9 protein-coding genes are annotated in these 12,734 nt (G+C 68.6%); all 9 read left to right on the top strand.

All coding sequences use genetic code 11. From position 1 onward, the window contains the following. The first annotated feature begins 236 nt into the window (after positions 1 to 236). Complete coding sequence (locus ACWDTS_RS14790) at positions 237 to 1,793, top strand: SpoIID/LytB domain-containing protein (protein WP_450118483.1); 1,557 nt, start codon at positions 237 to 239, stop codon at positions 1,791 to 1,793. Positions 1,794 to 1,930: 137 nt separating this feature from the next. Continuing rightward, a complete protein-coding gene (locus ACWDTS_RS14785) occupies positions 1,931 to 2,725 on the top strand; it encodes a MerR family transcriptional regulator (protein WP_450118482.1) in 795 nt (264 codons plus the stop codon). Between the two features lie 71 nt (positions 2,726 to 2,796). Further along, entirely contained in the window at positions 2,797 to 4,017 is a 1,221-nt protein-coding gene (gene glf / locus ACWDTS_RS14780; protein WP_450118481.1) for a UDP-galactopyranose mutase, read from the top strand. Between the two features lie 2 nt (positions 4,018 to 4,019). Beyond that, on the top strand, positions 4,020 to 5,948 hold the full coding sequence (locus ACWDTS_RS14775) for a glycosyltransferase (RefSeq protein WP_450118532.1): 1,929 nt from the start codon (positions 4,020 to 4,022) through the stop codon (positions 5,946 to 5,948). A gap of 46 nt (positions 5,949 to 5,994) precedes the next feature. Then, positions 5,995 to 6,492 (top strand): phosphatase PAP2 family protein, encoded by a 498-nt coding sequence (locus ACWDTS_RS14770; protein WP_450118531.1) that lies wholly within the window; start codon positions 5,995 to 5,997, stop codon positions 6,490 to 6,492. Beyond that, positions 6,489 to 7,394: a decaprenyl-phosphate phosphoribosyltransferase gene (locus ACWDTS_RS14765; protein WP_197252612.1), complete on the top strand. Its 906-nt coding sequence runs from the start codon at positions 6,489 to 6,491 to the stop codon at positions 7,392 to 7,394. Before ACWDTS_RS14770 ends, ACWDTS_RS14765 begins: the two co-directional genes overlap by 4 nt. A 118-nt stretch (positions 7,395 to 7,512) precedes the next feature. Then, entirely contained in the window at positions 7,513 to 9,324 is a 1,812-nt protein-coding gene (gene zomB, locus ACWDTS_RS14760) for a flagellar motor control protein ZomB (protein ID WP_450118530.1), read from the top strand. 281 nt (positions 9,325 to 9,605) lie between these two features. Beyond that, entirely contained in the window at positions 9,606 to 10,616 is a 1,011-nt protein-coding gene (locus ACWDTS_RS14755) for an alpha/beta hydrolase (RefSeq protein ID WP_420751719.1), read from the top strand. A 250-nt stretch (positions 10,617 to 10,866) separates the two neighbouring features. Further along, on the top strand, positions 10,867 to 12,729 hold the full coding sequence (locus ACWDTS_RS14750; RefSeq protein WP_450109064.1) for an alpha/beta hydrolase-fold protein: 1,863 nt from the start codon (positions 10,867 to 10,869) through the stop codon (positions 12,727 to 12,729). The last annotated feature ends 5 nt before the right edge of the window (positions 12,730 to 12,734 follow it).

Genomic DNA, 12,734 nt, shown 5'->3' with positions numbered 1-12,734 from the left:
CGGACCGAATACTCCGTTACAAGCCCGACTCCCTGAGGCATTTCGGTCTCATTTTGTGCAACTTGTGATTCTCATGTGACTGGTGTGTCTGTTGTTGCCTTGTTCAGTCACTCTTGCAACACTAGTCGCATTAAACCTTAAGCCTCAACCTGAGCTTGAGGATTTGTTCGAGTCCGATCGTGCGAACTGTCCGTTCGCGCGGCACCCCGGAGTGAGACAACGAGGGAGCGCAGCGCATGTCACGACAGCCGAACCGCCGCAGGGGACGAATCCGCAGAAGTCGCATCATCGTCGGTCGGCCCCTGCGCAGCGGTTGGAAGCCCGCGGTCGCGCGTGCCGCCACGCTCGGTCTCGCGCCCGCACTCCTGATCGGCGCCACGATCGGCGGCATCGTGCACGTGCGGTCCGGCGCACCCACGGTCGAGCAGGCCGTCTCCGCCGACACCCCGTTCACGTTCACCGGTTACGGCCACGGCCACGGCCGCGGCATGGGCCAGTGGGGTGCCTACGGATACGCGCAGGACGGGTGGACCGCGGAACGGATCGTCGGGCACTACTACGGCGGCACCACGCTCGGCACCGTCGACGTCACGCCGATCGCCGTGCGACTCGTCGGCCAGGACGACGTTCCCCTCGCGGTGTTCTCCGACGCCGGGCTCGTCGTCGCAGGTCAGCAGGTCGCGCCCGGTGATGCCGCGCACCTGACGCCGACCGCGGACGGCGGCGCCGACGTCGTCGTCACCGCCGGCTGCTCCGGTGAGGTGCGGTGGCAGGGCCGCGCCGATCTGCCCTGGGTCGACCCCGTCGACCTCGGTGAGGACCGGCCCGTGAACGAACACCTCAAGCTGTGCGCCGACGGCACTTCCTACCGCGGCGCCATCGGGGTGGTGCTCGACGGCAACGCCGCCCGCACCGTCAACCGTCTCTCCGTCGAGGACTACCTGCGCGCGGTCGTGCCCGTCGAGTCGCTGCCCGGCTGGGCCGACACCGGCGGCGCCGAGGCGCTGCGCGCCCAGGCCATCGCGGCCCGCTCCTATGCCCTCGCCGAGCAGCGCCACGAGAAGTGGCAGACCTGCGACACGCAGAGCTGCCAGGTCTACGGCGGATCGGCGAAGGAGGACCCGCGCACCGACGATGCCGTGCGCACCACCCGCGGCATGGTGCTGATGCGGGACGGCAAGGTCGTGCGCACCGAGTTCTCGGCGTCGACCGGCGGCTACAGCGCGGGCGGCGACTTCCCGTCCGTCGAGGACCTCGGCGACAAGGTGGCACCGAACCAGCAGTGGGCCAAGACCCTCACCGCCGGCGAGATCGGCAACGCGTTCGGAGTCGGGGAACTGCAGAACTTCGAGGTGCTGACCCGCAACAACCTCGGTGCCGACGGTGGTCGCGTCACCCGGGTCCGGGTGGTCGGCTCCGACCGCAGCATCGAGACCACGGGCGCCGAGGCCCGCGCCAAGCTGGGGCTGCGGTCCGACTGGTTCACCGTCAACGAGGGCGCGGAATCGACCGTCCCGCCGAGCACCCCGGCCCCCGAGACGGGCCCGGAGGTCGCCATCACCCCGTTCGGCACCGACCAGAGCCCGGCGATCCAGGAGAAGTACAACGAGCTGGGCGGGGTCTCGGGCGAACTCGGTTCTCCCGTCGGACCCGAGCTGATGCTGCCCGACGAGCGCGGCAAGTTCCAGGTCTTCACCAACGGGGTCATCCTGTGGACACCGGAGTTCGGGGCCCAGGTGTTCGACGCCTCCATCCTGCGGCAGTGGCTGCCGGGAACCGGTAGCGCCGAATAACACAGCCACCCATCACGGGGACGAGGCGGCCGCCGACGGGTTCCACCCGCCGGCGGCCGTTTTCGTCGTCCGGTTCTCGCTGTTGACATTGACGCAACGTCAAGATGCACGCTGGATGTCACGAGGAAGGGAACGCCGTGACACAGCGTGAACAAACGACACAGCGTGAACAGACGACACAGCGTGAATGGTCCATTCAGGAACTGGCCCGCGCGGCCGGGGTCACCAGCCGAACCCTGCGGCACTACGGCGACGTGGGCGTGCTCCCGCCGAGCCGGACAGGGGCGAACGGCATGCGGTTCTACGACCGCGACGCGCTGGTGCAGCTGCAACGCATCCTGCTGCTGCGGGAACTCGGCCTCGGCCTGCCCGCGATCCGCGAGGTGATCGCCGGGCAGGCCGACACCACCGAGGCGTTGCGCACCCACCTCGAGCTGCTCGAACTCGAGCAGCGCCAGCTGGGGCGCCGCATCGAGGCGGTGCGCACGACCATCCGCAAGACGGAGGCAGGTGAGGAACTGATGGCAGAGGAAATGTTCGACGGTTTCGACCACACGCAGTACCGCGACGAAGTGATCGAACGGTGGGGCCGCGACGCCTACGACAGCAGCGACCGCTGGTGGCGGGAGATGACGGACGAACAGCGTCGCGACTGGCAGGCGGTCGCGGCGAGGCTCGGCGCCGACTGGACGGCCGCCGTGCAGGCCGGTCTCGACCCGGCCGGCGACCGCGGACTCGAGCTCGCGCGACGGCACGTCGAGTGGCTCGGATCGCTTCCGGGGACGCCGGGCTACGGCAAGACCGAACCCGACCGCGACTACGTGCTGGGACTGGCCGACATGTACGTCGCCGACGAACGGTTCGCGGCGAACTACGGCGGCACCGCCGGAGCCGAATTCGTCCGTGCGGCGCTGCGCGCACTGCTCGCCTGACGTGCGTGTTTCCGGTAGCTGCGGCTACCGGAAACACGCACGAGGACAGCGGTCGCCTACCCTGGTCTTCCGTGACTGCTGCATCAGCGCCCCAGCCCTCCACCGGTGACTACGACCTGATCGTCGTCGGATCCGGATTTTTCGGACTGACGATCGCCGAGCGCGCCGCAACGCAGCTCGGGAAGCGAGTACTGGTCGTCGAGCGTCGCCACCACCTCGGTGGCAACGCCTATTCGGAGCCCGAACCCGCGACGGGTATCGAGGTCCACAAGTACGGCGCCCACCTGTTCCACACGTCGAACAAGCGGGTCTGGGACTACGTGAACCAGTTCACCGAGTTCACCAACTACCAGCACCGCGTCTTCGCGATGCACAAGGGCCAGGCCTACCAGTTCCCGATGGGTCTGGGTCTGGTCTCGCAGTTCTTCGGCCGCTACTTCACGCCGGACGAGGCCCGCGCCCTGATCAAGGAGCAGTCGGCCGAGATCGAGTCGTCGCAGGCGAAGAATCTCGAGGAGAAGGCGATCTCCCTGATCGGCCGTCCCCTCTACGAGGCGTTCGTGCGGGACTACACCGCCAAGCAGTGGCAGACCGACCCGAAGGACCTGCCCGCCGGCAACATCACCCGCCTGCCGGTCCGGTACAACTTCGACAACCGCTACTTCAACGACACCTACGAGGGTCTGCCCGTCGAGGGCTACACCGCGTGGCTCGAGAACATGGCGAAGGACGAGCGGATCGAGGTCCGGCTGAACACCGACTGGTTCGAGGTGCGCGACGAGATCCGCGCCGCCAGCCCGGACGCCCCCGTCGTCTACACCGGTCCGCTGGACCGCTACTTCGACTACGCCGAGGGCAAGCTCGGCTGGCGCACCCTCGATTTCGAGACCGAGGTGCTGCCCACCGGCGACTTCCAGGGCACGCCGGTCATGAACTACAACGACGCGGACGTCCCCTACACCCGCATCCACGAGTTCCGGCACTTCCACCCGGAGCGGGACACGTACCCGACCGACAAGACCGTGATCATGCGCGAGTACTCGCGGTTCGCCGGTGACGACGACGAACCGTACTACCCGATCAACACGCCGGAGGACCGCGCGAAGCTCACCGCCTACCGCGACCGCGCCAAGCAGGAGGCCGCGCAGAACAATGTGCTGTTCGGTGGCCGCCTGGGTACCTACCAGTACCTGGACATGCACATGGCGATCGCCAGCGCGCTGAGCATGTTCGACAACACCCTCGTCCCGTTCTTCGAATCCGGTGTGCCGGTCTCGGGGGACGCATCGTGAGCGTGGGGGAACTCGAGGAGAACGTGCAGGGGAACACCGTGAGCCCGGACAATTCGCTCGGCAAGTCGCTGCTGCAGCGCATCATCCTTCCGCGACCCGGTGAGCCGCTCGACGTGCGCACCCTCTACCTGGAGGAATCGCCGACCAACGTGCGTCGCGCGCACGCCCAGAGCCGGACCACGCTGAACATCGGCGCGGAGTCCGAGGTCTCGTTGTGCACCTACTTCAACGCGTTCCCGGCGAGCTACTGGCGACGCTGGAGCACGCTCGGGTCCGTCGTGCTGCGCCTCGAACTGTCCGGGCACGGCCGCGTCGACGTCTATCGCAGCAAGGCCGACTCGAGCCGCATCCACGTGCAGGGCCGCGAGTTCACCGCTGCCGGTGACGCCGCGACGATCGTCGAACTCGAGACCGACCTCGGCCCGTTCGAGGACGGCGGCTGGATCTGGTTCGACATCACCACCGACACCGACGTCACGCTCGTCTCCGCCGGTTGGTACGCGCCGGTCGAGGCGCCCGGCAAGGCGTCGGTCGCCGTCGGCATCCCGACGTTCAACCGTCCCGCCGACTGCGTGAAGGCGCTGCGGGCGCTCGCGTCGGATCCGCTGGTCATGGACGTCGTCGACGCCGTGATCATCCCCGACCAGGGCACCCGCAAGGTCCGCGACGAGGACGACTTCGCCGAGGCCGCCGCGCCGTTCGGCGACCGGCTGGTCATCCACGACCAGGCCAATCTCGGTGGTTCCGGTGGCTACAGCCGCATCATGTACGAGGCGTTGAAGACCACCGATTCTCCTTACATCCTCTTCATGGACGACGACATCGAGATCGAACCGGACTCGGTGCTGCGCGCGCTGGCCCTGTCGCGGTTCGCGAAGTCCCCGATGCTCGTCGGCGGCCAGATGCTCAATCTGCAGGAGCGCAGTCACCTGCACACGATGGGCGAGGTCGTGAACCGGTCGATCTTCATGTGGTCGGCCGCCCCGAACGTCGAATACGACCACGACTTCGCGGCGAAGCCGCTGCGCGACCGCGAGAACTCGAAGCTGCTGCACCGGCGCATCGACGTCGACTTCAACGGCTGGTGGATGTGCATGATCCCGCGCGTCGTCGCGGAGGAGATCGGCCAGCCGCTGCCGCTGTTCATCAAGTGGGACGACGCCGAGTACGGGCTGCGGGCGCGCGCCGCCGGCTACCCGACGGTGACGATGCCCGGTGCCGCGATCTGGCACATGGCCTGGTCCGACAAGGACGACGCGATCGACTGGCAGGCGTACTTCCACCTGCGCAACCGGCTCGTCGTGGCGGCGCTGCACATGCCCGGCGACGGCCGCGGCCTGGTGCTCGACACGGTCAAGGCGACGATCAAGCACCTCGTGTGCCTCGAATACTCGACCGTCGCGATCCAGAACAAGGCCATCGAGGACTTCCTCGCCGGCCCGGACCGGCTCTTCGAGCTGCTCCCGACCGCCCTCGGCCAGGTGCACGCGCTGCGGAAGAACTTCTCCGACGCGCGGGTGCTGCCGTCGTCGACGGAGCTGCCGTTGCCGTCGGGTGCCGGGGTGGGTGCGGTCGGGCAGCCGCGCGGACCGATCGGGAAGCTGTCGCGGCTCGCGAAGGGCGTCGTGCACAACCTGCGTCCGGCCGTCGAGGGGCATCACGAGCAGCCCCAGATGAACGTTCCGACGATCGATGCCCGCTGGTTCCTGCTGTCGCAGGTCGACGGTGTGACCGTCACCACCGCGGATGGGCGCGGCGTCGTCTACCGTAAGCGCGACCGAGCGCAGGCCGGGGCACTGTTGTCCGAGGCGCTGCGACTGCGGCGCGAACTGGCACGACGGTTCCCGGAGCTGAAGAAGCAGTACCAGGATGCGGTTCCTGCCCTGACGAGCAAGGAGGAGTGGGAGCGTGTCTTCGCTGTCGAGCAGTGATCGAGCTGCCGGGAAGACCGAAGCCTGGACGACCACCGAGTCGGAGATCCGGATCCTGCAGGCCGTGCAGGCCACGGTCGGTTCCCGGCCGCAGGCGATCGCGATCGCCCGCAGCATGTCGCACTTCGGTGAGCACGCCCTCGGCTGGGCCGCGATCGGTGGTGCCGGAGCCCTCGTCGACCGTCGTCGTCGCCGGCAGTGGGCGGGTGTCGCGGTCGGAGCGGTCGGTGCGCACGCGGCGTCGATCGTGGTCAAGCGCATCGTGCGCCGGCCGCGGCCCGACGATCCGACGGTCGCGGTGAACGTGTCGACGCCGAGCCGATTGAGCTTCCCGTCGTCGCACGCCACCTCGACAACCGCGGCCGCGGTCCTGCTCGGCCGCCTGACCGGGCTACCCTTGCCCGCGGTACTCGTCCCGCCGATGTTGCTGTCGCGACTCGTCCTCGGTGTGCACTACCCGACGGACGTCCTGGCCGGCGCCGCCCTCGGCGCAGTTTCGGCCGCCGCGGTCGTGCGGGCAGAAAAGAAGTTTGGAGAACGATGAGCGAGGAACCGGCCACCGTCACCCGGCCGCCCCAGAACCTGCCTGCGGGCATCGTCAAGGCCGTCCGGCCGCGCCAGTGGGTCAAGAACGTACTGGTGCTCGCCGCGCCGCTCGCCGCGGGTTCGGCCACCGAACTCGACGTCCTCGGGCCCGTCGCGCTGGCGTTCGTCGTGTTCTGCATGGCGGCCTCGGGTATCTACCTGGTCAACGACGCGATGGACGTCGAGGCCGACCGGGCGCACCCGACCAAGCGGTTCCGGCCGATCGCGGCGGGTGTCGTCCCGGTCAACCTGGCGTTCGGGCTGGCCACGGTGTTGCTGGTCGGGTCGATCGCGCTCTCGTTCCTGGCGAACTGGCAGCTCGCGGTCGTGATGGCCGTGTACATCGGCATCCAGCTCGCGTACTGCTTCGGGCTCAAGCACCAGGCCGTGCTCGACATCTGCATCGTCTCGTCCGGCTTCCTGATCCGCGCGATCGCCGGTGGTGTCGCGGCGGGGATCCCGCTGTCGCAGTGGTTCCTGCTGATCATGGCGTTCGGGTCGCTGTTCATGGCGGCCGGTAAGCGGTACGCAGAGCTGCGGCTGGCCAACAAGACCGGCGCGAAGATCCGCAAGTCGCTCGAGTACTACACCGAGACCTACCTGCGGTTCGTGTGGACGCTGTCGGCGACCGCGGTCGTCATCTGCTACGGCCTGTGGGCGTTCGAGCGCGACATGGTGGCCGAGTCGAACTGGTTCGCCATCTCGATGATCCCGTTCGTGATCGCGATCCTGCGGTACGCGGTCGACGTCGACGGCGGCGAGGCGGGGGAGCCGGAGGAAATCGCTCTCGGCGACCGGGTTCTGCAGTTGCTCGCGATCGTGTGGATCGTGGTGGTCGGTGGTGCTGTCTACCTCTTCTGACGTCGCTGCAGACGTCGAGTCGTCGGCGCGGCAGGGCGGACCGGCCCACCGCGTCCCCGGTACTCCCGGCTGGGCCCGCGGGATCTTCGCGGCGGGTGTCGTGGTCACCGGCCTGCTCATGTTCTGGGGCGCGTGGGAGCGCCGCTGGATCGCCGACGACGGCCTGATCGTGCTCCGCACGGTGCGGAACCTGCTGGCCGGCAACGGCCCGGTGTTCAACATCGGGGAGCGCGTGGAGGCCAACACGTCCACGTTGTGGACGTACCTGGTCTACGCGTTCGGGTGGTTCACCGGGGCGCGCCTCGAGTACGTGGTGCTCGGGCTGGCGCTGGTCCTGTCGACCGCGGCGGTGGTCGTCGCGATGTTCGGCACGGCCCGGCTCTACCGCTGGCGGCTGCGCGAGGCGAGAGGCACGCTGCTGCTGCTTCCCGCGGGCATGCTCGTCTACATCGCGGTTCCGCCCGCACGCGACTTCGCGACGTCCGGGCTCGAGAGCTGCCTGGTGATCTTCTGGATCGCGCTGCTGTGGTTGCTCATGGTGCGCTGGTCCACGACCGAGACGCCGGGGACCGCCGGGGTGCTCGGGACGGCGTTCGTCGCCGGCCTCGGACCGCTGGTGCGGCCCGAACTCGCGGTCCTCGCGGTCATCGCGCTGGCGATGCTGTTCCTCGCCGCCGACCAGAGGTGGCGTGTGCGTGTCGCGATGGTCGCGGTCGCGGGTGCGGTGCCGGTGGGCTACCAGATCTGGCGCATGGGCTACTACGGCCTGCCCTACCCGAACACCGCCGTCTCGAAGGACGCGGGCGGCGCCAAGTGGGCGCAGGGTTTCGAATATCTGGGCAATCTCGTGAACCCCTATCTGCTGTGGTTCCCGCTGCTCCTGCTGCTGATCGTCGTGGTGGTGATGTTCTCGACGAGCCGCCGGGACGACACGACCCTCGGCGAGCGCGTGCGCGGCCTGGCCTCCGGCGACGCGCGCACCCTGCTCGCGCGGGGACAGCGGGCGCTGCGCACCCCGACCGCGGTGGTCGTGTTCGTGCTGGGCAGCGGCGTGCTGCTCGCGCTGTACTCGTTGCGCGTCGGCGGCGACTTCATGCACGGGCGGGTGCTGCTGCCACCGTTGTTCTGTCTTCTGATCCCCGTCGCGGTCGTGCCGTTGCGTCTGCCCGAGAGCGGCGAGCCGCGCCGGGCGACGACGATCGCCGGTGCGGTCGGGGTGCTGTGGCTCGGCACGGTCGTGTGGTCGGCGTTCGCCGCCGGGACCACGGGCATGACCGAGGGGGCGGTGGTCGGCCGGTCCGGCATCGTCGACGAGCGCGCGTTCTACGCCATGAACACCGGTCACGCGCATCCGATCCGGGCCGAGGACTACCTCGACTACCCGCGGATGCGGGCGATGGTGGAGGCGATCGAGAACACGCCGAACGGTGGATTGCTGCTGCCGACACCGTCGTTCGACGCATGGGACGTGGTTCCGCCGCCGGAGCCGATCCCGCCGGGCGGCGCCGGGCACACTGTGTTCTTCCTCAATCTGGGGATGACCAGCATGAATACGCCGCTGGACGTGCGGGTGATCGATCAGATGGGGCTGGCCTACCCGCTGGCCGCGCACACCGAACGGCTCGAGGACGGCCGGATCGGGCACGACAAGGTGCTGTATCCGGACTGGGTGATCGCGGATACCGGGATGGTGAACGTGCACCCGTGGCTGCCCGGTTACCTCGACGAGGATTGGGTGGCGCAGGCCGGGGTGGCGCTCACGTGCCCGCAGACCCGGGAGGTGCTCGATTCGTCGCGGGCGGAGCTGACGTGGCCGCTGTTCAAGCGGAATCTGAGCCATGCGTTCGAGTACGCGAAGTATCGCTTCGACCGCGTCCCGAAGTACGAGATCCAGCGGTGTGGCCTGGAGCTTCCCCCGCCGCGCGGGTGAAACGACGGGTCACTTCTAGATCGTTCGCTTGGGTTCCGAGGCCGATCTCGATAGGATCACGCCAAATTACGAGTAGATAACGGTCGAGGGATGGGCGACCGGACCTCGCGGGCGACTTCCGTTGTGTGAGCAGGGGAGCGGAGGGTTTGTCACAGCTTCCGCAGTCATTTACAGTCTTGACCGCAGTGTGACTTGTGGCGCCGCTCCGCGGGCCGCCACCGCCGAAATCCGACGGGGAACGCGTAGGCGTACGCCGCAGATCGAGAAAGTGAGCATTGTTCATGCGTTTAGTCCCGAGGTTGTCGCAGCGCCTCCGCAAGCGTGTGGTCGGCACCGCCGCTGCTGCGCTCGTGCTGCCGGTCGCGGCCGGTGTCGCCGGAACCACCGCAGCCCTGGCCGCCCCCGCGCAGTCCGCCCCGATCGCGCACAGCGCGCCGGCCGGCGGCTTCGAGGAGGTCTTCGTCGACTCCGACATGGGCCCGATCAAGGTGCAGATCCAGTGGGCCGCCCGTGGTGGCGACGCCGCGCTGTACCTGCTCGACGGCCTGCGTGCCCGGGACGACGCGAACGCGTGGACGTTCGAGACGAACGCGCTCACCCAGTTCGCCAACGACAATGTCTCGCTCATCATGCCGGTCGGCGGTGAGTCGAGCTTCTACACCGACTGGTACGCCCCGAGCAACCTCAACGGGCAGGACGTCACCTACAAGTGGGAGACCTTCCTGACCGAGCAGCTGCCCGAGTACCTCGCCACGCGCGGTGTCTCGCCGAACAACAACGGCATCCTCGGCCTGTCGATGGGTGGCTCCGCCGCTCTGACGCTGGCCGCGTACCACCGCGACCAGTTCAAGTTCGCGTCGTCGCTGTCGGGTTACCTGAACCTGTCCGCTCCGGGCATGCGTGAGGCCATCCGCGTCGCGATGCTCGACGCCGGTCGCTACAACGTCGACTCGATGTGGGGCCCGCCGTGGAGCCCGGCCTGGCTGCGCAACGACCCGTTCGTCTTCGCGCCGAAGCTCGAGGGCCTGTCGCTGTACATCTCGGCGGCCAGCGGTCTGCCCGGCCAGCACGACAACCCGAAGGGCCTGACCGGCTTCTACAACACCGGCAACGCGATGGGCCTCGAGGCGCTGTCCCTCGTCCAGACCCGCGCCTTCCAGGTGAAGCTGGCCACGCTCGGCATCCCGGCCACGTTCGACTTCCCGGCCCGCGGTACCCACGCGTGGAAGTACTGGGAGGACGAGCTGTGGAAGGCCCGCCCGCAGATCCTGGACGCCCTGAACGCGCACTGACGCTTCAACCGCGCACGTAATCGGCGCACACTGCCGACACCATGCCGCCCGATCGCCCCGCAGGGGGTGATCCGGGCGGCATGCGTCGTTGTGAACAATTTTCTCACCAGTCACAGCGCGCCGTCACCGATCCTGGGACTTTCCCGTGTACAAACGATCTTCGGACGCAGTGGAAGCGACCTTCGTACACGAAGGGGTTGGACAGGCTCCCGCGAACCGGCCCCGGCAACGCAGGAAGTGAGCGATGCACATGCGAACAGTGATCGGTGGTCCCCGAGTGAAGCGACGCATCCTGGCCGCACTCGCCGCGACGCTGGTTGCGCCGATGGCGGCGGGACTGACCACCGCCGCGGTCGCATCCGCGGAACCCGCCCGGACCGAGCCCGCCACCACGCAGGCCCCGGCGTCGGGTGTGAACGTCCGGCGCGTCGACTGGCTCACCGATCGCCGCGTCGCCGTGTGGATCGAATCCCCGTCGATGGGCACCCCGATCCAGGTCCAGCTGCTGCTGGCCCGGGACTGGAACATCCGGCCCGACGCGCGCTTCCCCGTCGTGTACATGCTCGACGGGATGCGCGCCCGTGACGACGAGAACGGCTGGACCCTCGAGACGGACGCCGAGGCGTTCTTCGCGGACAAGAACGTCACCGCCGTGCTGCCCATCGGTGGCCAGTCCAGCTTCTACGCGGACTGGGTGGACCAGAACAACGGGCAGAACTACAAGTGGGAGACGTTCCTGACCAAGGAACTGCCGCAGGTCCTCGAACGCGACTGGCGGGCCACGAGCACCCGCGGTGTGGTCGGCCTGTCCATGGGCGGTACCGCCGCGATGTTCCTGCCCGCCCGCAATCCCGGCTTCTTCCAGTTCGCGGCGTCGCTGTCGGGCATCCTCACCACCACGACCCTCGGCATGCCCGAGGCCATCAAGTACGCCATGCAGGACGCGGGCGGCTTCGACGTCGATGCCATGTGGGGTCCGGCCGGTAGCGAGAACTGGGAATCGCACGATCCGTATCTGCTCGCCGACAAGCTGCGCGGCGTGAGCCTGTACGTCTCCAGCGGCAGCGGCAGCACCGGGCCGTACGACCAGCCCTCGGGCGTGCCCGGCGTCAGCACCAACTACGCGGGCATGGGCCTCGAGATCTTGTCGCGGCTGACCTCGCAGGCGTTCGCCACCAAGCTCAACAAGATCGGAATCCCCGCGCAGGTCGTGTACCGCCCGTCCGGCACCCACTCGTGGCCGTACTGGGAGTTCGAGCTGCACCAGCTGTGGCCGCAGCTCGCGAACACGCTCGGGGTGCCGGTGGACAAGCCGTCGTGCTCGGCGGCCGGGTCGATCGGCGACACCGCCGCGGCCAACCCGTGGCTCGGCGACTGCCTCACCGCCGAGTACCCGGTGGCGGGCGGACGGGTCCAGGACTTCCGGTTCGGCCGGGTTTTCGCATCCGACGCGGGTACCTTCCCGGTCGCCGGTGCCATCGGCGGCGCCTACCAGGGCAGTGGCGGTCCGGCGGGCCCGCTCGGCTTCCCGAAGACCGGGGAGAACGGCACCCCCGACGGGCGCGGCCGATTCAACCACTTCCAGCACGGTTCGATCTACTGGACGCCGCAGACCGGCGCCCACGCGATCCGCGGTGTACTCCTCGACGAATGGGCGCGACAGGGCTGGGAGGGCGGCCCGCTCGGCTACCCCGTGTTCGACGAGATCGTGACGCCGAACAAGCCGGGTCTGGTCCAGGGCTTCGAGATCGGCTCGCTGTACTGGAGCGAACCCACCGGCGCCCACGCCGTGCAGGGCCTGATCATGGGCAAGTACGCCGAGATGGGGTACGAGAACAGCTGGCTCGGCTTCCCGAAGACCAGCGAGATCCCCGTCAAGGACGGTGGCCGCTTCAACGCGTTCGAGGGCGGCAACATCTACTGGAGCCCGCTGAGCGGCGCCTGGCCGGTGCGCAACGGCCCGATCTTCGACGCCTGGAGGGACGCCGGCTACGAGAACGGCCGACTGGGCTTCCCGATCAGCGACGAGTTCCCGATCGAGGGCGGGGTCCGGCAGAACTTCCAGGGCGGGTTCGTCACCCGGGTCGGTGACGTCACCGCGGTGAGTCCCTAGGCCAC

The sequence above is a fragment of the Rhodococcus sp. NPDC003383 genome (assembly GCF_053589115.1).
This window is presented reverse-complemented; position numbering and strand designations above follow the sequence as displayed.

What these genes read in the sequence shown, in the direction of transcription:
- ACWDTS_RS14790 (WP_450118483.1), top strand. Translation starts at nt 237, where the DNA reads ATGTCACGACAGCCGAACCGCCGCAGGGGACGAATCCGCAGAAGTCGC.
- ACWDTS_RS14765 (WP_197252612.1), top strand. Translation starts at nt 6,489, where the DNA reads ATGAGCGAGGAACCGGCCACCGTCACCCGGCCGCCCCAGAACCTGCCT.
- zomB (WP_450118530.1), top strand. Translation starts at nt 7,513, where the DNA reads ATGTTCTGGGGCGCGTGGGAGCGCCGCTGGATCGCCGACGACGGCCTG.
- ACWDTS_RS14755 (WP_420751719.1), top strand. Translation starts at nt 9,606, where the DNA reads ATGCGTTTAGTCCCGAGGTTGTCGCAGCGCCTCCGCAAGCGTGTGGTC.
- ACWDTS_RS14750 (WP_450109064.1), top strand. Translation starts at nt 10,867, where the DNA reads ATGCGAACAGTGATCGGTGGTCCCCGAGTGAAGCGACGCATCCTGGCC.